This is a genomic window from Candidatus Magnetaquiglobus sp. (assembly GCF_058402785.1).
The window spans coordinates 58,988-81,921 of sequence record NZ_JBZVFG010000009.1; the positions used below are offsets into that span (position 1 = coordinate 58,988).

The following is a 22,934-nucleotide window of genomic DNA, read 5'->3' on the forward strand; positions in this document are numbered from 1 at the left end:
CCTATTGCTGCATTGGATTAAAACGAACAACGCACACTCAAACCCTCGCCCACGCGAACCGGGATCATCTCCTGGCACCGTCCGGTCGCCGCGTCGGCGCGGATCAGAACGCCGCACAACATCGCCTCGCCTCCCGCCGGCTCGAAGCGGGTGGGCATTTTGGTCACGAATTTGGGCATCACCGTATCGGCGCGCATGCCGATGATCGAGTCGTAACAACCGGTCATGCCCACGTCGGTGATGAAACCGGTGCCCTGTTTCAACACCCGATGATCGGCGGTGGGCACATGGGTATGGGTTCCCACCACCGCCGTCACCCGGCCATCCAGATGGAGGGCCAGGGCCATTTTTTCCGAGGAGGCCTCGGCGTGCAGATCCACGATCCACAGATCCGCGTCCCGCCCGAGTCGGGCGATGTCCAGCACCGCGTCCGCGCTTCGGAACGGGCAGTCCAGATCTTCCATGAAGACCCGTCCCTGGAGGTTCATCACCCCGATGCGGGTGCCGCCGGCGGTCGGATAGATGCCAAAGCCCCGTCCCGGCGCGCCGGGGGGGTAGTTGAGGGGCCGCAACAGGGTTTTGCGCTCCTCCATGAAGGGCGCGATTTCCTTGACGTGGCGCCAGACGTGGTTGCCGGTGGTGATCACGTCCACGCCGGCCTTGAACAGTTCGCCGGCCACCTCCGGGGTGATGCCCACGCCGGCGGCGGCATTCTCGCCGTTGGCGATCACGAAATCCGCGCCGCTCAACGCCTTGATTTCGGGGAGATGACGCGCCACGGCGCTCCGACCCGGACGCCCGAAGACATCTCCGATCAAAAGCACGCCGAGGGTTCGGGTTCGAGCGTGATTGCGCATCGACAACCGCCTGTCCATAAAAGTGCGATCGCATCTTTCGTGACGCGTTGCCAGGCAACACGGAAAGATCGATCGGCAATCCTCAAGGGGAGTGGATGAAACGGATCGAAGACGATTCCAAACGGATCGAAGACGATTCTAAAGGCTGTTTGGCATGTGTCAAACAGCCGACGCGGGCCATTCATGGCCCGCCCAATTGCGCAGCAATTTGAGAAGCACGAATCGATTGTTTCGATTCGTGCAGGTTTGGTGATTCCATGAATGGAATCACCAAACAGCCTCTCAAAGCAGGCTTCGCCCCGATTATATTGGTGATGCATTGCGGGGAAAAATGGCGTGTGTTTCGTTACAAGCCTCGACTCTTCCCCAGCATACCATTCGAGTCGAGGCAGGGAAAAGGGTTCTTGACATTTTCCTGACTTGCCTGATGAGCGGAGCCCCCCGCACCGTCAAAGGTGGGTGGGCGATTCCTTGCCATGGGATCTCCAAACGCGCGCGAATTGGAATGGGATCGCATGGGGAAAAACGCGCGATCGTGATTATTGACAGCTTGAAATGGGGAGGAATCCTGGGTATTCTCTTTAAAGAAACCAACTCGCCGCCCACATGGAGAGTCATCCTTGAGTCGATTTCTACCCGTCATCGCACTTTTTCTGCTTCTGGTCGGCGCGGGACTGGGGGTCTCCGTGTCCACGGTGACCGATCTGGAGGCGCATACCCTGCGTCTGGCCCAGGATGGACTTCCGATCCCGGAATTCGGACTGCTGGTGGCCCGTCTGCATGGCGCGCTCGATCTGCTCACCCTGTCGCTGGGGAGCGGTTTCGGTCTGCTCGGGGTGGGGCTCTGGCGTCACCACGCCGCCCGGCGCGAACAACACGAACTGGTCAGCCACCTCTCCGGCCTGATCCAGGCCGCCGAGGAGGGACGCAAGAGTGAAACCCTGCGTCTGGAGAGCCTGCTGATCACCCAGGTCGAGCAGACCCGCGAACTGGCCGCCGAACTGGCGGTGATCCGCGAAACCACCAGCCGTTCCGAAGAGTTGGTGAAAAATGCTCCGCCCCCGCTGCACGCCCCGCCGGTCAACGCCTTGATGCCACTGGTCTCGTTCTCGGCCCACGCCGACGACCACCACCCGCGTGCCCCGTCCAATCGCCGGTTGGCCATCGCCGGTCCCGAGGTTCCCGGCGATCAACAGGACGAGGAGTTCGAGCCGTTCTGACGGCGGGCCGGGAGCTTCTCTTTTGAGGTTCCCGGCGATCAACGAAGACGAGGCGTTCGAGCCGTTCTGACGGCGGGCCGGGAGCTGCCCTTGAACCAGGCCCGCCGACTCCGTATCGTGATCCGCTCCGCGTGGATTCCAAATCATCCGTCCAAGGAGCACGAACCACCATGGCTCTGTTGCGTTATTTCTCCTGGGTGCGCGAGAAGATCGGCGTGGCCTCGGAGTCGATTTCCCTGCCCGAGGAGGTCACCACCGTGGCCGCGCTGCGTGCCTTTCTGGCCACGCGCACCGCGGCCCATGCCGAACTCCTCCACCATCCGACCCTGCGCATCGCGGTCAATCAACGTTACGCCCAGCCCGGCGATCCGGTGGCCGACAGCGACGAGATCGCCATCTTTCCCCCCGTGAGCGGAGGGTGAGCCCATGACACCCTCCCTTCCGCCGGTGATCGGTTTCGTCGCCCCGAGCGGCACGGGCAAAACCACCCTCATGGAGCGGGTGATCGGCCATCTGGTCGCCGCGGGCCTCAAGGTCGCGGCCATCAAACATGGCCACCACCCCGCCGATCCGGACATCCCCGGCAAGGATACCCATCGCTTCCGTCAGGCCGGGGCCCGGAGCGTGCTTTTCGCCTGCCCGCAACGCTGGTTTCTGATCCAGGATCTGGGCGATCTGCCGGAACCCACCCTCGCCGAGCAGGTGGCGCGTCTGGCCGGTCACGATCTGATCCTGGTGGAGGGGTACAAGGAGGAGGATCACGACAAGATCGTCGTGCGGCGTCGCGACACCCCGGCCAACGATCTGCTCGACCGGTTGAGCCGGATCGTGGCCATCGCCACCGACGACCCGGAGCCAGACGCCGATCCGCCGCAACTTCCCTTGAACGATCCGGCCCGGGTGGCCGGGTTCATTCGCGCCCGACTGACTTCCGACCAGGCTGGAGCGTGACGCGATGACCAATACCTTGAAGATCCTGACCGGGGATATCACCCGACTGGTGACGGATGCCATCGTCAATGCGGCCAACGCTTCGCTGCTCGGAGGAGGGGGCGTGGATGGGGCGATCCATCGCGCCGGCGGTCCGGCGATTCTCGAGGCGTGTCAACGGATCCGTCGCGAGCGCTATCCGGAGGGTCTGCCGAGCGGCGAGGCGGTGGCCACCCCCGCCGGCAACCTGCCGGCCCGACTGGTGATCCACACCGCTGGCCCGATCCATCACTCGGATCCGGATCCGGATGGCAATCTGGCGCGTTGCTACCGCCGCTGTCTGGAGGTGGCCCACGAAAACCAGGCGCGACGGATCGCGTTTCCGGGGATCAGCACCGGGGTGTATGGTTTTCCGAAGGAGACAGCGGCCCGGATCGCCATCGCGACGATTCGGGCCTTTTTCGACGTTCATCCCGATGCCGGGATGGCGGTGACGCTGGTGGCCTTCTCAGACGCCGACGCGGAGATTCTGCGTCGTCATTTGAAGTGATAGAAGGTGGCGTTCAGATAGGCAACCACGTCGGCCTCATCCTCCGGGAACCATTTGGAGTCGAGCACCTGCTGGTTGCAGAAGGCCACCTGGGCCTTGAGCTTCTCCAGGGAGTCCTTGCGGTTCTTGCGGGTGTAGAGGGCGTTCACGTCCCCCGCGCCCTTGGCGGTGTGACAGGCCCCCGCGCACGACGGATCGTGCAGCTCCTTGCCCTTGGCCACATCCCCGGCCCAGGCCGACGCCGACGCCGACGCCACGCCCAGCACGACCACCGCCAGACCCAAACCCACTACCTTCCCGTATCCCATGGAGGCTACTCCTTAGTTTTTCGATGTCCCGCGCGCGGGGGTGGTGACAACGGCTTCCGGTCCGTGGATCCCCTGGTTGGAGGGGATTTCGGGCAACCGTATGGGCCTGTTTGGATCCTGCCTGCCCGATGAACGACCATTCAGGCCGGGAAATACCCTAGCACGCTCTGCAGGGCGAGGCAACCGTCCGTCCGTTCCGAATGCACCCTTTTGTCATGGTTTCTCTTAAAGTTGTTTTCCATTTGACCGTACCAAGCTTTTGATTGTAGAGATTCCGCCAGCGAGTCCCTTCCGTCACTTCTTCCAAGAGCTTCGTCGGACTCCTGCGTACCCCTCCGGGGAACATGGAAGGGGATTCGAGGTTAAACAAACCTGGCATGAAACCTGCTTGGGTTTGGTTAACCGGAGATGAACTCCGCATCCTTGACTCTGAAATGGGATTCTTGCCATGCAGCTCACTTCGCACGACAGATCGTCTGTCAACCCGTCCATGCCCTTGATGCGCGGCGTGACCGGTGAAATGGAATACCGCATCCTCGATCACGACAATGCCCGCCGTCTGTGGGCCGCGGTGCTGGAACGGGCCATTCTCGATCTTCAGGATCGCACCACCCGCGCGGACGCCATCACCTGGATCCGCTCCCATCGGCACGGAGTGGGCTCTTTTCACTGGATCTGCCAACAGCTCGACATGGATCCCGACTCGGTGCGTCACGCCCTGCTCGGTCCGTTGACCGCTACCGGCGCGACGGGTTTCAAGCCGGTTGACATGGCGCCAGGCTCCCTGTCAACGCACTGACGGCATCCTGCTTCCAAAGGAGGTTGGAGCGGTTCTTGCTTTCTGTTGGACATGGTGGAATGATAGTATCCATCGTTCCCGATGACTTCCAACCTCCGGCAAGGATCCTTCCATGAACGTTTCCAGCATCATGCCGAGCGATATCAGCACGGTGAATCAGATCCGTTCCATTCAGGCGGCGCAACGGGTCTTTCATACCGTGCAGAACCAATCCTCGCAGACCCGGCAGATCATTCAGCAACAAACCTACATGCCGCCGAACTATCTTTCCACCAAGGCCTATGTGGTGAGTCTGTCGGCTCAGGCCATGCAACTGAGCGCGAGCATCCAGTAGCGCCCGATGTCGGGACCACGGAAGGCCCCGGATCGTCGGGGTGAATGGCGGTTCCGAGCGATTGTTCTTGAGATTCGGCTCCTGTTGGCCTACCATTGTTGCAATGCAACAAATCGATCACGAGGCCAGAGGAGCAACCATGTCCAAACACCATCTCCCCCCGAAACTCACGGAGTGGAAACGCCATCTCAAATCCGGGGACCGGATCTTTATCGGCTCGAACGCCGCCTGTCCCCACGCCCTGACCGAGGATCTGGTCAAGCACGCCAACGACTTCCGTGACCTGGAACTGGTCCATATCCTGATCCTGGGGCCACACCCCTGGACCGAGCCCAAATACGCCCGTTCGTTCAAGGTCAACTCCCTGTTCCTGGGACCCGGAACCCGCAACTCCGTGGCCTCCGGGGTGGCCGATTACACCCCCTGTTTCCTCTCCGAGATCCCCTCGCTGTTCACGGACGGCATCCTGCCCATCGACGTGGCCCTGATCCAGGTGTCGCCGCCGGATCAATACGGCTACTGCTCGCTCGGCCCTTCGGTGGATATCGTCTCCGCAGGCTGGAAATCGGCCCGTCAGGTGATCGCCCAGATCAACCCCTCGGTGCCGCGCACCTTGGGTCAAAGCTTCATCCACGTCAGCCAGATCCACGCCTGCATCGAGGCCGATCGTCCCATGACGATCCTGCAACCGCCGGAACTCGATGACGTGGCGCTGCGCATCGGGCAGTACGTGGCCCAGTTGATCCAGGACGGGGCCACCCTGCAGATGGGGATCGGACGGATCCCGGACGCGGTGTTGCGCGCGCTCGGCGACCACAAGAACCTGGGCATCCACACCGAGATGTTCTCCGACGGGGTGATCGAGCTGTTCCGCTCCGGGGTGATCAACAATACCCAGAAAACCCTCCATCCGGGCAAGATCATTGCCTCGTTCTGCATGGGCTCCCAGAAACTCTACGATTTCGTCCACGAAAACCCGCACATCGAGTTCCACCCCACCGAGTATGTCAACAACCCCACCGTCATCGCCCGCAACGACAACATGGTGGCCATCAACAGCGCCATCGAGGTGGATCTGACCGGACAGGTGGTGTCGGATTCGGTGGGCCAACGGTTCTACAGCGGCATCGGCGGACAGGTGGATTTCATTCGCGGCGCGGCACGGAGTCGCGATGGACGCCCGATCATCGCCCTGCCGTCCACGGCCAAGAACGGCACCATCTCCAAGATCGTCCCGTTCCTGACCGAGGGGTCCGGGGTGGTCACCTCGCGCGGGGATGTCCATTACGTGGTCACCGAGCACGGCATCGCCACCCTGCGCGGCAAAAGCATTCGCGAACGGGCCCTGGAGTTGATCCGGGTGGCCCATCCGGCGTTCCGCGATCGTCTGCTCGCCCAGGTGCGCACCCACCACTGGGTTCCCGATTATCAGATCACCCAACCCAGCCGGGTCGAGGAGTTGGGCGATCCGCAACAGGTCAAGGTGCGCCTGAAGGGGAACGTCTACTGCATGCGTCCGCTGCATGCCGCCGACGAGCGCATCTATCAGGAGTTCTTTTATTCGCTCGACGACGAAACCGTGATGCAACGCTACCGCTATCACCCGGATGGCATGTCGCGGCAGAAGGCGTGCGAGGTGGTGAATGTGGATCAGACCCGTGATCTGGCGCTCTGCATCGTGCGCTGCAAGGGTCCGCACCATGTGATCCTGGCGGTGGGTCGCTATTACTGGATCGAACAGGAGAACAGCGGAGAGGCGACCTTCGTGGTTCAGGAGGGGAGTCGCGCCAAGGGCATGGCGAGCGTGCTGTTGAACAAGATGATCGAAATCGCCCGCAAGCGGCGCCTGAACCGGCTGGTCTGCGTGGTGCGGGTGGACAACAAGCCGATGCGGAAGTTTCTGGAGAAATACAAGTTCGAGACCCATGCCGGCAGCGAACCGATGGAGCTGCGCATGGTTCTGTCGTTGAATCCGGCGCCCGTGCCGGCGGTGCAACCGGTCACGCCGGCGGAGTCGCCGCAAGCTCCGGCGTGAACGGACAGACCCGGTTGCGTCCCAGGCGCTTGGCCTGGTAGAGGGCCAGATCGGCGGCCTTGAGCATGGCCTCGGGCCCCTCTCGTCCACACTCCGGGAAGATGGCCACGCCGATGCTCACGGTGACTTTCAGCCCATCGACCACCATGGCCTCGACACTCTGGCGGAGCCGCTCGGCGGAGCGGTTCACGCCGGAGGAGCCGGTGCTGGGCATGATGGCGCAGAACTCCTCGCCGCCGTAGCGGCAGGGGTGATCCACGGAGCGGAAATGGGTGCGCATCACCTCGGCGATCGCCTTGAGGACCCGATCCCCCTGGTCGTGGCCGTGGGTGTCGTTGAACCGTTTGAAGTGGTCCACGTCGAAGAGCAGCAATCCCAGGATCAATCCATAGCGTTTGGCGCGATCGTACTCCTCGAGGAGTGCGGCGTCGAAGCGGCGTCGGTTGAAGAGCCCGGTCAGGGGATCGGTGTTGGAGAGTTTGCGCAGTTCGTCTTCCAGGGCTTTTTCGCGGGTGACGTCGCGGATCATCGCCGCCGAGCCGATGGGATGACCGGCTGAATCGCGGATGTTGGCGGCATGGATTTGCAGCATGCGTTCGTTGTGCAGGACCAGTCCCGGCAGTTCATGGATGTGATCGTCCAGGAGGGCGCGCATGTGTTCCGGGTCGTCGAAGAGGGTCATGAACCCCTGGGTTCGGATTTCATCGGCGCTTTTGCCGATGAACCGTTCCGCCGAAGGGTTGACCAGCACGATGCGGTTTTCCCGGTCGGTGACCACGATCCCCTCGCGGGTACCGAGCAGGATGGTGGTGAGTTTGTCGTGTTCCTCGCGCAGATCGAACCAGGCGCTGCTCAACTGGCTGCTCATGTGGTTGAAGGCGGTGGCTACCTGGCGGAATTCCGCGCAGCCGGTGACCGGCACGGAGCGATCGGGATCGCCGTGGTGGTGGTCGTGGCCGAGGATGCGGGCCATTCGTTCCAGGGGGGCCACGGCGGAGCGGCAGACCGCCTGGTGGATGATCAGCATCACCGCGGCGGCGATGAGGGTGCCGAGGCCAAAGATCCACCAGCGGGCCTGATGGATTTCGTGATCGGCCTGGGAGAGGGACATGGTGAGTTTGATCAGGCCGCGGAACGGGTCGTTCTGTCCGTGGCAGGAGCGGCATTCGTCCTGGTTGGGGATGGGGGCGAAGAAGGTGAGCAGCGGGGCGCCGTTCGAGGGGTCGCGTTCGTAGATCGGCACCTCGTGACCGTTGCCGAGCACGTTTTTCAGGGTGGTGGAGTCGCTGGGGAGGACCTGGACCTTGTTTTCGCGTTTGCGGGGGTGGAACCGTTCGCCGCCCAGGCGTTGGTTGACCAGCCGGATGGTTTCGTTGGTGCGGAAGGCCTCGCTGCCATCGGGTCGCAGGATGCGGAAATCGACCAGACCGTTGATGTTCTGGATATTTTTACTGAAATCCTCGGCGATCTCCGCGTCACCGGCGAGCATGATGGTGCGCAATCCGCTGGAGATTCCACGGGTGATCAGCAGCACGGCCCGTTCGTTCTGGCTCATCACGAGCCGTTCGTGGAACTCCGAGATGAGCACCGCCAGTCCCAGCCAGCCGAACACGAAGGTCACCCCCACATAGACGAGGATGCGTCCGCCGAGGCGATCGAGCACGGAGTGGGTCCAGACGATGGGGGAGAGGCGTTTGAGCGGGGTGAGGAACCGGTTGATCATGATGGCGCGTCGAACCAGGGGTTGGAGTGGGGTGATCGGAACCGGTCGAGAAACCTTGATGCCGGGTGAACGTTGAATCATTCCCGTGCTTGCATGATAATCCCTCGCGGTTCAGGTTGCCATGCAAATTTCGCAGGCTGCGGAAGGTTTTCGCCGGGTCCGGTTGGTGATGTCGATGGCGGATCGGGCGGGTGGGCAACGTCAGGAAATGAGGAGAGGTCAGGTGGCGAGACTCGAAGGTATTCGCATTCGGAATTACCGTACCTTGCGCGATGTGACGTTGGGAAAATTATGGAATTTGCAGAGGGTGGCCCCCTATCTTCAGGGCCGTCCGTATATGGCCAGCGAGCGACTGCGGCGGCCCGGCATGGCCCTCCGCTTTCATCGAACCACCTTTTATGGATCAGCCATTTCCCGTATGATTGACCTTTGCAGGTGAAAAGGCCAAGGCGTCATCCAGGCCGGCCATAGCGGTCATCCGGGGGGGAGGATGGTCACATCAGAACAGCTTCGCATCGCCGAGGCGCCCGAACGGGTGCCGTTGCGCCAGAGGCTTGTCTACCGTCAGCTGCGTCTGGCCCTGTGGGTCGGGCTGGGGGTGGGGGTGGTGTTCGGTCTGGCCGGGTGGTGGGCGGATCGACTCCTTGGGACCGGCGCGGGCATTCGCTTGTTCATCGGACTGCTTGAGTCCCTGGTGCTGGCCCTGATTCTCACCTGGCTGTTCCACCGCCTGCTCACCCGTCCGATCCGGCGCATCGGACGGCAGTTGGCCAGCATCGATCCCACCCGTCCGATCCATTGGCCCATCACCGTCCCGCCGGAACACCAGCAGAGCGAACTCGGACTCCTGGCCCGGCACCTCAACCACGCCCTGACCTTGTTCGACAACGCCCTGCTGGTCCACAAGGAGACCGACCGGCTGTTGCAACGGACCCAGTTCAGCGTGGATCACGCGGCGGACATGATCTGTTGGGTCGATCCCGCGGGACGGTTCATCTACGTCAACGAGGCGATGTGCCTGGCCACGGGCTACCCCCGGACCGAGCTTCTGTCCCGTACCCTGTTCGACATCCGCGTCGATCTGACCCCGGACCAGTGGGCCGATCACGGCGAGGCGCTGGAACACAGTGGTCAGTGTTGCATGGAGTACGCGGTGCGCACCAAGGCGGGGGCATTGCTCTATCTGGAGGTGCAGACCACCCTGCTCAAGATCGAGGGGTTGACCATCCACTGCCATTTCGCCCGCGACATCCGCCCGCGCAAACAGGCGGAACGGGCCATCCGTCGCGCCAACCGTACCCTGCTCACCTTGAGCCATGGCAACGAAACCATGATCAAGGCCACCTCCGAGCAGGAGTTGCTGAAACGGATCTGCCGCCTGATCGTCGAGGAGGGGGGCTATCGCATGGCCTGGGTGGGTTTTGCCAGTGCCGATGGTCGCATTCTGCCTGCGGCCCGGTACGGTTTCGACGCCGGCCATCTCGACAACCTGGAAATCACCTGGCTTGACGCCGGAAAGGGCGGTGGCCCCTCGGGCGTCGCCTATCGGACCGGCAAGCCGATTCTGGCGCGGGAGATCGGCAGCGATCCGGACTTCACCCCCTGGCGGGAGGAGGCGGCACGGCGCGGCCATGTGTCCTCGCTGGCGCTCCCCTTGCCGGTCGATGACCTGTTGCCCCTCGGCACCCTCAACATCTACAGCGGTTCCCTGGATGCCTTCGATCCGGAGGAGATCCAGCTTCTGGAGAACCTGGCCAACAACCTGGCCTTCGGCATCCTCAAGTTCCGCGAGGCCGAGGAGCGGCGTCGCGCTCAAAAGGCGATGCGCATCTCCGAGGAGAAACTGCTCTCCCTGCTCCATCACTCCCCGGACCCCATCATGACCCTGGACCGCGAAGGACGGGTGCAGTATTCCAACCGCGCGCTGACCGATCCGGTCCTGGATGCCCTGCTCAAGTCGCGTCTGCCCGATCTCAAGGCGCGCATCGCCGAGGTGTTCGTCACCGGCGAGGCGGTGGAGTTCCCCCTTACCGACGGCGAATCCTCCTGGTGGGAGGCGCGTCTGGCGCCGATCTTCCACGACGGACGGGTTTCCGAGGTGCTGGCGGTCTGTCAGGATGTCACCGAGAAACATGTGTTGCAGGCCCAGAACCTGCGCAATGCCCGTCTGGCCTCCCTGGGGGTGCTGTCGGCCAGCGTGGCCCACGAGATCAACAATCCCAACAACGCCATCCAGTTCAACGTGCCGATCCTCTCCGCCGTCTGGGAGGATGCCAGGCCCATGCTTCTGAATCTCCATGAACGTTCCGGGGCCTTCTATCTGGGCGGCATGCCCTGCGAGGAGGCCATGGAGGTGGTGCCGCGTCTGCTCGATGGCATCCGCATGAGCGCGCAACGCATCCAGCTCATCATCTCCGGCCTGAAACACATGGTGCGGCAGGACAAGGGGATCCTCACCCAGCGGATCAATATCCTCGACCCGATCCATGCGGCCATGATGATCCTGCAAAACCAGATCCGAGCCGCCACCGACCATTGCCGGCTGTCGCCGCCGGAACAGCCGGTGAGGGTGCGCGGCAATGCCCAGCAGTTGGAGCAGGCTTTCATCAATATTCTCCAGAACGGTTTGCAAGCCTTGACCAGTCGCGAAGAGAGGATCGAAATCGCCATTCGCTCGGATCCTGGCGCAGGTTTTCTGGAAGTGGCATTTCGGGACGAGGGGCGTGGCATTGATCCGGATCATGTGGGAAAATTGACCGATCCGTTCTTTTCCACCAAGACCGAATCCGGGGGTATGGGATTGGGATTGTCGATCACCAAAACGATCATCGAGAATCATGCGGGTACGATTGCCTTTGCCTCGGAGTTGGGGCGGGGGACAGTGGTGACCGTGCGATTGCCATTGGATGCCAGCACCGCGCGGGGAGAGTCGGCATGAGCGAGCCCAACAAGAAGAGCCTGCCCATCGTGCTGGTCGATGACGAGGAGACGGTGCTGTTCAGCTCCAAGATCCTGTTGAAGACCGCCGATGTGTCGCCGGTGGTGACCATGACCGATGGTCGGAATCTCATGGGGTTTCTGGAGGAGCATGGGGCGGCGGTGGTGGTGTTGGATCTGGTGATGCCGCACACGCCGGGCACCGAGTTGTTGCCGCGCATCAAGGAGCGGTTTCCGGAGGTGCCGGTGATCGTGATGACCGCGAATCTGGAGATCGAGATCGCGGTGCAGTGCATGAAGGATGGGGCGTTCGACTATCTGGTCAAGCCTGCGGAGAACAGCCGCTTCATCTCGTGCGTGAAGCGGGCCATGGAGTTGCGCTCGTTGCGCCGCGAGGTGGGGACGCTCAAGCACTATCTTTTGGAGGACTCGTTGCAGGATACCGAGGCCTTCGCCCCGATCATCACCAAGAGCCGCAAGATGCGCGCGGTGTTTCAGTATGTGGAGGCGATCGCGCCGTCGTCGGAGCCGGTGTTGATCATCGGCGAGACCGGGGTGGGCAAGGAGTTGCTCGCCCAGGCGGTGCATTCGGTGAGTCACCGTTCCGGGCAGTTGGTGGCGTTGAACGTGGCCGGGTTGGACGACAACATGTTCTCCGACACCCTGTTCGGCCATCGCAAGGGGGCGTTCACCGGGGCCAACGACAACCGCGAGGGGATGATCGCGGCGGCGGCGGGGGGGTCATTGTTTCTGGACGAGATCGGCGATCTCAAGGAGTCCTCCCAGGTCAAGTTGTTGCGGTTGTTGCAGGAGCGCAAGTACTATCCCCTGGGTTCGGATGGCTACATGAAGACCGATGCGCGCATCATCTGCGCCACCAATCGGGATTTGAAGGGGCTGATGGCCGAGAAGAGCTTTCGGTCCGATCTTTATTTTCGGCTCTCTTCCCATCAGGTGCGCATTCCCCCCTTGAGAGAGCGCAAGGAGGACATTCCGCTCCTCACCGCCCGTTTTCTCGAGGAGGCGGCCCACGCCATGGGCAAGCCGGTGCCGATTCCGCCGCCGGAGCTGTTCCATCTGCTCAACACCTATGGCTTTCCCGGCAATGTGCGCGAGTTGCGGGCCATCACCTTCGATGCGGTGGCGCGCCATCAGTCCGGGGTGTTGTCGCTGGAGCGGTTCCGGGAGAGCGTGTTCGCCACCGGCACGCCCGAGGAGTCGGACGCCATGCAGGAGGAGGACAACCCCTTCAAGCGCATGAGCGCCAAGCTTCCCACGCTGCGTGAGGCCGAGGTGTTGCTGATCGAGGAGGCGCTGGAGCGCTCCCAGGGCAACAAGAGCGTGGCCGCCACCCTGCTGGGGGTGTCGCGCCAAACCCTGAACTACCGGTTGCAGCAGTTGAAAAAGGGGAATGGCGGGCGGGAGTAGTTTTTTCGGCAAAGGCGGGGATCGTGCGCGCGGCAGGTCTGGCGTTGACAATATGGGGTGCAATTATTACTAAAAGCGGTTGATTGGGATCTGAATTATTACTTAAAATATTTTCATGTTTTTTTTGGACACCAGGCCATCCGGGATCGGGGGCGTCCGGCGTGGAATCGGCGCGTATTGAAAAAAAGAGGATTGAGTTTTTCGCATCCCCCGTCGATAAACGACTAAGCGGTCATGGCGTGTGGCGATGATCGGCGTGCGTTTCTTGGCATGCGGCAAGCGCACCCACGGCAGTGCCACAATCGGACGGGTTGGCGAAAAGAGCGGTCGAAAAACATGTTTGTCACCTTGCGGAGCAATCAGGCGGCGCTGAACACGCAACGCGCCCTGGAGATCCAGACCAGGAGTCTGGAGACGACCATGCGTCGTCTCGCCACCGGGTTGCGGGTGGAGCGGGCCTCGGACGACGCGGCGGGGCTCTCCATCGTCACCCGCATGAGTGCCCAGATCCGTGGGTTCAACATGGCGATCCGCAATGTCAACGACGGCATTTCCGTGGTGCAGGTGGCCGATGGGGCGCTGGAGGCCACCACCGAGGCGTTGCAGCGCATGCGCGAACTGGCGGTGCAGGCCGCCAACGGCACGGTCAGCGGCACGGATCGCGCCAGCTTGAGCCTTGAGAAGGATCAGTTGATCTCCGAAATCCAACGCATTGCCGCTCAAACCACCTACAACCATTACACGCTTCTCAACGGGGTTTCCAACATCGCCTATTTCACCACGCCGGGCGGTACGCCGGGCGGGTCGCGCACTTCGCTGCAGATGAGTTTCCAGGTCGGTGCCAACGCCGGTCAGAACGTGGTGGTGGAGATGACCCTGGCCCATGTCAGCGCGCTCGGGTTGGGCAACAACGGCAGCCTTACCTCGATGCTTACCCAGGGTGGGGCCAGCACCCTGATCGGTCGCGTGGACAGCGCCCTGGAGTCGGTGGCCTCGATCCGCGCCAATCTGGGCGCGGCGCAGAACCGTTTCGAGGGGATGTTGTCTCATTTAATGAATGTCACTGAAAACACCGAGGCCGCCCGTTCGCGCATTCGCGATGCCGACGTGGCCCTGGAAGCCGCCCATTTGACCCGGGCGTCGATTCTCCAGCAGGCGGGCACGGCGATTCTGGCCCAGGCCAACGTGCAGCCGCAAATGCTGCTTAAACTGTTGAGTTAACGATATTTATCACTGGCAGTCAATTTGCATGGTGGGGGGCGCACCCCTCCACCCCACCCGTGGGGCTCCTGAATGGGCGTGCCACGGCAACGCAAGCTTGCGGAGGTTGCCTTGAAGTACCCAATACCATCGTCATGGGAGTCAGAGGGCATGCAAGCGATCGAAATTCAGGCCGACATCACGCCCGAGGGGAACATCGCCCTTCCGTCACCTTACAAGAGTCTCTATGGCCGTCAGGCGCGCCTGATCGTGCTGGTGGAGGAGATCGCCACCTCCGGGGAGAGTCTGGCCAAGGATCCGGTGCAGGCGGTTCAGGAACGGCTGCGCGACGATCCGAGCGGCGAGAGTCTGAACCACGGGATGGACAAGGTGTGGGATGCCTGGCGGGAGTTCAGCGCCGAGGTCGAGGAGGGGGGGATCTTTAATCAGGAGTTGTTGATCGCCCGGATTCAGGCCGCGATGCCGAGCGTGATTGCGATCTATGCCCTTGGGGAGCGCATCGAGAAGGGATCCGGCACCCTGGGCGTGCCGTTGGAGTTGGCCATCCTCCTGGAGGGGGAGGCCGATCCGGTGGCGTTGTGGTCGTTGGCCAAGGAGTTGTCCACGCTCGCCCACTGCCGGGTGGAGCTTTTGGATCTGCGCGTCAGCGCCACCCAGCTCCAGTATCAGGTGGTGACCACCGCCGAGCGGTGGTGGAGTTCCAACCCCCGTGCCGGCCTGTTCGAATGCTTCGTGTTGAGCGAAAAGAGCGCCCTCGACGAAGCCCGTCCCTCCCTGGGCTCTCCGATCCTTCCGACCCTGGCGGAGTTCGATCCGGCGGATTTGGAGATGGATCCTCCGTTCTCCTGTTGAGCTTAGGATCCGTAAAAAATAACTTAGATTTATGTGTGTCAGCCATATGTAATATTCTGACAAACGTTAACAGTCTATGTGATTTCTTGATGGCTCCTTATCGTGGAACTCCCGTCAGGGAGGTCGGCACTGGGCTCCGGCTATTCGCAAGATCCCATCATGACGTGAATCGGATCGGTCACCCTCTCGGCTCACCTTGGGATCAAGCTGCTTTCCTCATCCGCAAGATCGCTTCCACCGTGCGTGGCGCCTCACCAAACCTGCACGAATCGAAAGAATCGATTCGTGCTTCTCAAATTGCCGCGCAATTTGGCGGGCCATGAATGGCCTGCGTCGGCTGCTTGGCATTTGCCAAACAGCCCTAAGGAAGGTTTGAGTGAAACGGTTCACATCCCGCCGCCGATGCGGGTGATGAGTTGCGGGTCCTCGGGGGTGGAGGGACGGATCTCGACCACCTGGGCCGCCTGGTTGCTTTTTTCGAAGAACCCTTCCGCCGCCTTCTGGGCCGACATCTTGTCGTCGTAACGACCGATCCAGATCAATTGCCAGTTGTGGCCCTGGGCATCGCGGGTTTCGCACAGGTGCAGATCGAACCCCTGCTGGGAGAGTTGTTCGAGGCGCTTTTCGGTGTCGATGGGATTGCGGAAGGCGGCCACCTGCACCGCAAACCCTTCCAGGCTGGTCGAGGAGGGGGGTTGGAACGAGGCGGCGTTTGCGATCGACGAGGCAGCGGTCGGGGTCGGGATGGCCGACATCGTTTCGCGGGAGGGGCTCTCCGGAGTGGCCTGTTGGGGCGGCTGAGGAGCGGGTGGCTTCGGGTCGCGGACCGGCAGCGGCGCATGGGCGAACGGCAGCGACTGTTCGACCGTCGAGGTTCCTCGCCGCGCCATCGGGGTGATGAAGCCGGGCCGCCCCTCCTGTTCGGTGAATTTTTTCAACAGTTCCCGCGCCGCGCGTTCGTTCTCCAGGCGACCGATCGAGACCCGATACCAGACCTTATCCTTGCCCTCCTGGATCTCCTGCAAATAGAGATCATACCCCTTGAGCTGCAACAGACCGATGAGCTTGACCGCCGAAGCCTCGTCGTCGAACGCGCCGATCTGGATCGTGTAGTGCAACAGATCCACCGGCGGATATTTCGCGGTGGGCGTGCGCTCCTCGAGGCTCATCAGCTTGGCCAACTCGCGCGGGGTGACCTTCATGGAATCGGTGCCGGCGGGGGCGGTGGTGGGGGTGCCGGCGCCGGTGGTGGATGCCGCGCTGGCCGTGCCGGCGGGGGTGGCGGTGGGGGCGGCGGCGGATGCCTCGCCGGCGGGTTCCGGATTGGCGGTGGCCTGGAGCTGCGGATCGTTGAACGGCGGGGCCGGATTGGCGTCGCTGGAGCGGTCCATGGTTTGGGCCAGTGCATCCAACGCCTGGTTGACCGCGCGTGGCGAGGGCTTCCCCTGTTGTCCGGCGGTGGCCAGCAGGGCGGCGCGGGCCTCCTCCGCCGGGATTTTCTCGTCGCCGGTCACCGTCGAAGGCGTCATCGCGGACCGGGTGGATGGCGTGATCGTCTCGTCAGGGGGCAGGGAGGCATTTTGTTCCGCCTCCGGCAGGAACAGGGCATCCACCAACTGGTCCATCGCCTCCTCCTGGGCGTGGGTCAGTGGTGCATCCACCGGCAGCGTGGCAGGGGCGGGGCGCTCCCTGGTCGAGGGCCTGGCGGTTTTTTTCGCCAGTTTGGTCGCGGGCGAGGTCGCGGGCGCGGGTGCGTTCGTCAGTTCAGAGGGGACGGCGGCGGGTGGAGGCTCCGGAGCGCGGGCGTTTGTGGGGGCGCGGGAGGGCTCTTGCGCCTTCTGGAACGGTTGCAATACCAGCTCCGGCGGGGTGGGGTCCGGCTGAACCAGGGTCTCTTTCAAAAGCCCCATCGACGAGATCAGCCGGAACGACTCCATCAGGAACTGATACTCCTCCTCGACCAGCAGCCGTTTGGCGGCCTGGAGTTCGTGTTCGGAGTTCAGGAAATCGAGCATGGTCTGACTGCCGAGACGATACTGCTCCTGACGATCCCGATGGATCGCCCGCATGGTCTCGACGTGCTTTTCCAGGCTTTGCAGCCGGGCGCGCGAGGCGATCAGGGCGTTCCAGGAGCGGTTCACCTTCTCCTCGACCTGATCCCGCGTCTCCTCCAGTTTGTCGCGGATGCGCGCCGCCTTGTGGGCGCTCTCCTTGAGCTTGGAGCTGTCCGCGCCACCCCGAAAGAGATTGTACTTGAAACGCAGCATCGCCGAGGCATCCTGCGAATAGCCGCGATCGCCCCCCGCGTTGTTGCTGTCCGACATTGCCATCTCCAGGCTGATTTTCGGCCACAGGGATGCGGCGCTGGCTTTGCTTTCGGCGCGGCTGGACTCCAGATTCGCTCTGGCCGCCAACAGCGACGGATGCCGGTTGAGCGCGGTCTCCAGGGCGTCGGAACGCTCTCTGGGCAGGAATTTCTTGTCGATCAGGGGAGGGGACAGCTCGCCGGGGGGAAACCCCACCAAGGTCGCGAAGCGGCTCTCGGCGGCGCGCAGATGACCTTCGGTGGCCGCCAGTTCCGAGGCGATCAACGCCACGCGGCTCTCGGTGAGACGGGCATCCATCTCTGCCGTGATGCCCAGCTTGATGGTCTGGCGGGTCTTGACGAGGATCTCCGAATGGATGGTCATCGCCTCCTTGGACAGTTCCAGCAGACGACGCTGCTTCATCACCTCCGCGTAGGCCAGGGCGACATCCAGGGTGACGGTTTCGGCGGTGTCCAGAAAGCCGTAATCCTCGGCCTGCACCTGCGCGCGCGCCTGCTCCACCTTGTTGACCGTGTTGAAACCGTCAAAGAGCGGCTGGTTGATGTTCAGGCCCGCCTCGCCGCGATCCAGGGTCAGGCCACCCTTGGCGGTGAAGCGGCTGCTCGGGGTGTTGGTCCACTCCCGACCCGTGCCCATGTTGAAATCCACCGTGGGCAGATAGCCGGCATAGGCCTGCCGGATGCGTTGCCGGGTCTCCTCCAGCCCCTGACCGGCGGCCAGAAGCTTGGGATTGGCGCGCATGGCTTCGTTGACCGCATCGCCGAGGGTCAGCGACCAGGCTGGGGCGCTCTGACCCAGGGCGATCAAGGTCAACAGTGCGGCAGTGAGTGAACCCCTTTTCACACGTCTGTCCATTCCGGCAAGAAATCCAATTGACGATGGTTCATCCATCAGCAATTATTGTGCCTGTTATATTGTTTGCAAGGGCGGGAAGGGGGTTCCCCGTTCGGTGCGCTTCCGCAATGGGGTATATTTTGACATTCGTTCTTGTGATGGCAAAGCCGCCAACCGATAAGCAGGCTGCATGGGTCTTCGAAAGGGGGGGGGCTGTTCGGCCCGAACCGGTCAGCCCGGCTCGGGCTTTGGATGGCCGCCAAATTGCAAGTCATTCGTGATTCTGTTTTGAGCGGATTTCAAACCAGAATCGTTTGGCGATTCGTCGGGTCTTGAATCGTCAAACAGCCTCCAAGTTGGGTGGAATGGGGCTGGGCATGGTGAAGGATGCGTTTTTCTCGAAGGATGGCTGGCCCGCGCGCCTGACCCCTTTTTCCGTGGTCGCGGATTCGATCTGGGATCTGATGGTGGTTTCGACCATGCTGAACTTGCTGGCATTGGTCCTGCCGCTCACCCTCCTGCAGGTCTATGACCGCATCCTGGCCAACGAGGCGGTCAGCACCTTGAGCTGGCTGCTGCTCGGCGTGGCCGTGGCGGTGCTGCTCGAGGCCCTGTTGAAAATGGGACGCTCCTACATCGGCGCCTGGCTGGGTGCCCGCTTCGAACACAACGCCGGCGTGAGCGCCATGGAACGGCTCTTTTCGCTGAATCTGGCCGACTACGAACGCACCGGTTCCGGCATCCATCTGGAACGGCTCAATGCCCTGAACGTCATCAAGGATTTCTACTCCGGGGCCGCGGTGCTGGTGATCCTCGATCTGCCGTTCGTGCCGATCTTCCTGATCATGATCTACCATCTGGCCGGCCTGCTGGTGCTGATTCCGATCATCGTCTTCATTCTGTTCGTCCTGTTCACCCTTTACATCGGCGACAAACTCCATCATGCCGTCTCCGAACGGGTCAAGGCGGACGACATCCGCGTCAACTTCATCATCGAGGTCTTGAACGGCATCCACGCCGTCAAATCCATGGCCATGGAGGCCATGATGCTGCGCCGTTACGAACGGCTGCAGGACGCCTGCGCCATGGGGGCCCAGAATGTCGGCATGCAGAGCGCCGATGCCCAGAACATCGGTTCGTTCTTCGCCCAGTTGGCCACCGTGGCCGTCGTCGCCTTCGGCAGCATCCAGGTGATCAACCACGATCTGACCATCGGTGGTCTGTCGGCATGCAGCATGCTCGCCGGACGCTCGATCCAGCCGTTGCAGCGCGCCGTGGCCATCTGGGCCCGTTTCCAGACCATTCGCGTTTCCCGGAGGCGTCTGAACGCCATCTTCGAACTCAATCCCGACGTGCCACCCGGTACCCAGCCCCTGCCCGAGATCGAGGGACGACTGGTGATGGAGAACGTCAGCTTCGCCTATCCGGTGGAGGTGGCCGACGGACCCGCCAATCCCAATGCCAAGCCGCCGGTGGCGCCGCTGGTGCTGCGGGATATCAATCTGGTGGTCAATCCCGGCGAGACCATCGCCATCCAGGGCGCGAGCGGCAAGACCACCCTGTTGTGGCTGATGATGGGGGCGATCCGACCGACCCAGGGGCGTGTGCTGATCGACGAATACGATCTCAACCAATACGATACGAGTTCCCTGCACGAACAGATCGCTTACATGCCCCAGACCGGCATGCTCTTCAAGGGGACGATCCTGGAGAACATCCACATGTTCCGCCCGGAACGCGAAGAGGCGGCGATGCGCGCCGCGACTCTGCTGCAACTGGAGGATTTCATCTCCAAGCTTCCCAAGGGCTACGAAACCATCATCGACGATGGGGCCGACGAGTCGATTCCGCGCGGCATCAAACAGCGCATCACCATCGCTCGGGCATTGGTCTCGTCGCCGCGCATCCTCCTGTTCGACGAGGCCAACACCGCCATCGACAGCGGCGGCGATGAAAAGTTGAAACATGCCCTGGAGTTGATGCACGGCAAGGTCACCCTGATCATGGTGACCCATCGTCCGTCGCTCGAAAAACTCGCGGATCGGGTCTATGAACTCAAGGATGGCGCGTTGACGATCAAGCCGCCCAGGGCGCCGTTCAAACCCCCGCCACCGGCTCCCGCCGCCCCCGCAGGAGGCGCTCCGGCATGACCATGCCCCATCCGGTCATTCCCGATTGGGATCTGGAACTTGAATCGATCCGACGCATGATCAAACCCAGGCAGCCGGTCACCGGACTGTTGGCCGAGTTTTCGCGCTTGTCGGACTTCGGGGCCTGCATGATTCCGCTCTTGATGGCCTTGGGATACCGTGGGGATATGCGTCATCTGGCCGAGGCGCTTCCGCACTTCGCCGAGACCCTGGATCTGACTGGTCTTCGCAACATGATGGCCAACCTCACCTACATCAGCCGACCGGCCCGTCTGGATCCGCGCGAGATCGATCCGCGGCTGATGCCCTGCCTGTTCGTGCCGGACAAATCCGCGGCCATCGTGCTGCTCAAACGCAAGGAGGATGGCTGGATCATCTTCAACGGCGAGAACGGCGAGGTGGAACGGCTCCCCCTGGCACGGATCTCGGGCACGGCCTATTTCTTCTCGGCCATGGACCTGGAAGAGCGGGCCATGACCCAGAAGCGGCTCGGCTGGTTCCGGATGATCGCCGAGCGATTCCGGCAGTTGATCGTCTACATCTTTCTGGTCACTTTCGCGATCACCATCCTTCAGGTGGTTCCGCCGCTTTTCACCATGGCGGTCTACGACCGGGTGGTGGGCAGCCGCTCCCTGGATACCCTGACCCATCTGCTGATCGGCATCGGCGTGGTGATGATCTTCGACTGGATGATTCGCAAGTTGCGCACCAAGATGCTCATGTATGTCGGCTCGCGCATGGACAGCATCGTCAGCAACGCCATCTTCATGCGCATCCTCTCCCTGACCCCGAGCTTCACCGAACGGGCCCCGACCGGCGCCCAGGTGGCGCGCATCAAGGATTTCGATTCGGTGCGCGAGTTCTTCACCGGGCCGTTGATGATGGTTTTCTTCGAGTTGCCGTTCTCCGTGGTCTTTTTCGTGGTGATCGCCCTTCTCGCCGGTCCCCTGGCCTTCGTGCCCATGGTGACCATGGCCCTGTTCGTGGCCCTGTGGGCGGTCATGATGCCCATGGTGGCCCGTGAGGAGGCCCGTTCGCGGCGTGCCACCAGCAAGAAACAGGAGTTCGTCGTCGAGGCGTTGAGTCGCATGCGCGCCCTGAAATACAGCGGCATGGAGTCGATCTGGCTGGGCCGTTTCCGTCAACTCTCTGCCCAGGCCGCCATGGCCAATTTTCGTACCGCGCTCATCAACGCCCTGGTCAACGCCATCTCCACGGTGTTGATCGTCGGATCCGGCGTGACCGTCATCGGTCTGGGGGTGTTCCGGGTGATGGAGGGATCGATGACCACCGGTGGCCTGGTCGCTTCCATGGTGCTGGTGTGGCGGGTGCTTGCCCCGATCCAGAGCGCTTTCATCGCCATGACCCGCCTGGAACAGGTCCGCTCGAGCATCACCCAGATCAACAGCCTGATGAACGTCACCCCCGAGCGGGAAGAGTATACCGCCATCGAGCCGATCAAGAGCTTCAAGGGGCAGATCTCCTTCGTGCGCGTGAGCATCCGCTACATCCCGGAGGCCGAACCGGCCCTGATGGGCATCAGCTTCGAGGTGCAGCCGGGACAGGTGGTGGCGTTGATCGGTCCGAATGGTTCCGGGAAATCGACCGTGGTCAAACTGCTGGCCGGTCTCTACACCCCGCAGGCGGGCAGCATTCGCATCGACGGTCTGGACATCCGTCAGATGAACGTCATCGAATTGCGGCATGCCATCGCCTATGTGCCCCAGTCGTGCAATCTGTTCTACGGCACCATCGCCCAGAATCTGCGACTGGCCCACGCCACCGCCTCGGACGAGGATATCGAGGATGCCTGTCGCAAGGCCCAGGTGTACGACGAGATCATGGCCCTGCCGAAAAAGTTCTGGACCCGGGTGGGTGACCAGAAATCCGCGCAGTTGCCATCCAGCATGGTGCAAAAGCTCTCCCTGGCGCGTGCCTATCTGAAGCCCTCGACGATCATGCTGTTCGACGAACCGGCCAACAGTCTCGGTTGGGAGGATGACCAGGCCTTCATCCGCGTGGTTCAGGAGTTGCGAGGCAAGCGGACGATCTTCGTCGTCACCCATCGGCCCAGCCATATCCGCCTGGCCGATCAGGTGCTTTACTTCGATCAGGGGTATCTGCGTCTTTCCGGCAAGCCGAATGACGTGCTGCGTCAGATTCCAGGAGGTTTCGTATGAGCGAATCCAGCGACAAGCCGCAGTCCCGTCCCGCGCCGCGCATGTCGTTTGCCATCGGGAGAGCGGCGCCCAAGGGGGAGCAGGGGGTTCCTGCCGTGGCTCCGGTATTCGCGGCGGGATCGTCTGTTCAGTCTCAGGCCCCGACGCCCGCGCCGACCCCGGCCCCGACGCCCGCTCCGACCCCGACGCCCGCGCCGACCCCGACGCCCGCGCCGACCCCGACGCCCGCGCCGACCCCGACGCCCGCGC

Annotated in this window: 17 protein-coding genes and 1 pseudogene; 14 read left to right on the forward strand and 4 right to left on the reverse strand. The window is 62.5% G+C overall.

Annotation, left to right across the window (positions count from 1 at the left end; genetic code table 11):
* Positions 1-17: 17 nt before the first annotated feature.
* Positions 18-857, reverse strand: a complete 840-nt coding sequence (locus ACV4UY_RS05095; RefSeq protein WP_491606569.1) for a TIGR00282 family metallophosphoesterase — start codon at positions 855-857, stop codon at positions 18-20.
* A 620-nt stretch (positions 858-1,477) separates the two neighbouring features.
* Here ACV4UY_RS05095 and ACV4UY_RS05100 point away from each other — a divergent pair.
* From ACV4UY_RS05100 to ACV4UY_RS05115, 4 genes are all read left to right on the forward strand, one after another.
* Complete coding sequence (locus ACV4UY_RS05100) at positions 1,478-2,077, forward strand: hypothetical protein (protein ID WP_491606570.1); 600 nt, start codon at positions 1,478-1,480, stop codon at positions 2,075-2,077.
* Between the two features lie 170 nt (positions 2,078-2,247).
* A complete protein-coding gene (gene moaD / locus ACV4UY_RS05105) occupies positions 2,248-2,499 on the forward strand; it encodes a molybdopterin converting factor subunit 1 (protein ID WP_491606571.1) in 252 nt (83 codons plus the stop codon).
* A 4-nt stretch (positions 2,500-2,503) separates the two neighbouring features.
* The gene (gene mobB / locus ACV4UY_RS05110) at positions 2,504-3,028 is read left to right on the forward strand and encodes a molybdopterin-guanine dinucleotide biosynthesis protein B (RefSeq protein WP_491606572.1); all 525 of its coding nucleotides are present in this window, start codon (positions 2,504-2,506) and stop codon (positions 3,026-3,028) included.
* A gap of 4 nt (positions 3,029-3,032) precedes the next feature.
* On the forward strand, positions 3,033-3,557 hold the full coding sequence (locus ACV4UY_RS05115; protein ID WP_491606573.1) for an O-acetyl-ADP-ribose deacetylase: 525 nt from the start codon (positions 3,033-3,035) through the stop codon (positions 3,555-3,557).
* Here ACV4UY_RS05115 and ACV4UY_RS05120 read toward each other — a convergent pair.
* Positions 3,545-3,865, reverse strand: a complete 321-nt coding sequence (locus ACV4UY_RS05120) for a cytochrome c (protein WP_491606574.1) — start codon at positions 3,863-3,865, stop codon at positions 3,545-3,547. The genes ACV4UY_RS05115 and ACV4UY_RS05120 overlap by 13 nt on opposite strands.
* 448 nt (positions 3,866-4,313) lie before the next feature.
* On the opposite strand from ACV4UY_RS05120, the gene ACV4UY_RS05125 reads away from it, so the two are divergent.
* The 3 genes from ACV4UY_RS05125 (at position 4,314) to ACV4UY_RS05135 (ending at position 7,033) form a co-directional block, all read left to right on the forward strand.
* Positions 4,314-4,664, forward strand: coding sequence for a hypothetical protein (locus ACV4UY_RS05125; RefSeq protein WP_491606575.1), 351 nt, complete (start codon positions 4,314-4,316; stop codon positions 4,662-4,664).
* 112 nt (positions 4,665-4,776) lie between these two features.
* Complete coding sequence (locus ACV4UY_RS05130; protein ID WP_420905398.1) at positions 4,777-4,998, forward strand: hypothetical protein; 222 nt, start codon at positions 4,777-4,779, stop codon at positions 4,996-4,998.
* Positions 4,999-5,137: 139 nt separating this feature from the next.
* Positions 5,138-7,033, forward strand: coding sequence for a GNAT family N-acetyltransferase (locus ACV4UY_RS05135; protein ID WP_491606576.1), 1,896 nt, complete (start codon positions 5,138-5,140; stop codon positions 7,031-7,033).
* Here ACV4UY_RS05135 and ACV4UY_RS05140 read toward each other — a convergent pair.
* Complete coding sequence (locus ACV4UY_RS05140; RefSeq protein WP_491606577.1) at positions 6,999-8,837, reverse strand: sensor domain-containing diguanylate cyclase; 1,839 nt, start codon at positions 8,835-8,837, stop codon at positions 6,999-7,001. The genes ACV4UY_RS05135 and ACV4UY_RS05140 overlap by 35 nt on opposite strands.
* 409 nt (positions 8,838-9,246) lie before the next feature.
* Here ACV4UY_RS05140 and ACV4UY_RS05145 point away from each other — a divergent pair, with 409 nt between their 5' ends.
* The 4 genes from ACV4UY_RS05145 to ACV4UY_RS05160 all read left to right on the forward strand — a co-directional run bounded on the left by ACV4UY_RS05145 (position 9,247) and on the right by ACV4UY_RS05160 (position 15,194).
* Entirely contained in the window at positions 9,247-11,694 is a 2,448-nt protein-coding gene (locus ACV4UY_RS05145) for a PAS domain S-box protein (protein ID WP_491606578.1), read from the forward strand.
* A complete protein-coding gene (locus ACV4UY_RS05150; protein ID WP_491606579.1) occupies positions 11,691-13,121 on the forward strand; it encodes a sigma-54-dependent transcriptional regulator in 1,431 nt (476 codons plus the stop codon). Before ACV4UY_RS05145 ends, ACV4UY_RS05150 begins: the two co-directional genes overlap by 4 nt.
* Positions 13,122-13,457: 336 nt before the next feature.
* Positions 13,458-14,342, forward strand: coding sequence for a flagellin N-terminal helical domain-containing protein (locus ACV4UY_RS05155; RefSeq protein WP_491606580.1), 885 nt, complete (start codon positions 13,458-13,460; stop codon positions 14,340-14,342).
* A 150-nt stretch (positions 14,343-14,492) separates the two neighbouring features.
* The gene (locus ACV4UY_RS05160; protein WP_491606581.1) at positions 14,493-15,194 is read left to right on the forward strand and encodes a hypothetical protein; all 702 of its coding nucleotides are present in this window, start codon (positions 14,493-14,495) and stop codon (positions 15,192-15,194) included.
* A gap of 386 nt (positions 15,195-15,580) precedes the next feature.
* On the opposite strand, the gene ACV4UY_RS05165 is transcribed toward ACV4UY_RS05160, so the two are convergent.
* Entirely contained in the window at positions 15,581-18,364 is a 2,784-nt protein-coding gene (locus ACV4UY_RS05165; protein ID WP_491606582.1) for a TolC family outer membrane protein, read from the reverse strand.
* 323 nt (positions 18,365-18,687) lie between these two features.
* On the opposite strand from ACV4UY_RS05165, the gene ACV4UY_RS05170 reads away from it, so the two are divergent.
* The 3 genes and pseudogenes from ACV4UY_RS05170 to ACV4UY_RS05180 all read left to right on the forward strand — a co-directional run.
* Complete coding sequence (locus ACV4UY_RS05170) at positions 18,688-20,505, forward strand: peptidase domain-containing ABC transporter (RefSeq protein WP_491606583.1); 1,818 nt, start codon at positions 18,688-18,690, stop codon at positions 20,503-20,505.
* On the forward strand, positions 20,502-22,685 hold the full coding sequence (locus tag ACV4UY_RS05175) for a peptidase domain-containing ABC transporter (protein WP_491606584.1): 2,184 nt from the start codon (positions 20,502-20,504) through the stop codon (positions 22,683-22,685). The genes ACV4UY_RS05170 and ACV4UY_RS05175 overlap by 4 nt, the downstream gene beginning before the upstream one ends.
* A pseudogene (locus ACV4UY_RS05180) lies at positions 22,682-22,934 on the forward strand (hypothetical protein); the annotation flags it as partial. The gene ACV4UY_RS05175 and the pseudogene ACV4UY_RS05180, both read left to right, overlap by 4 nt.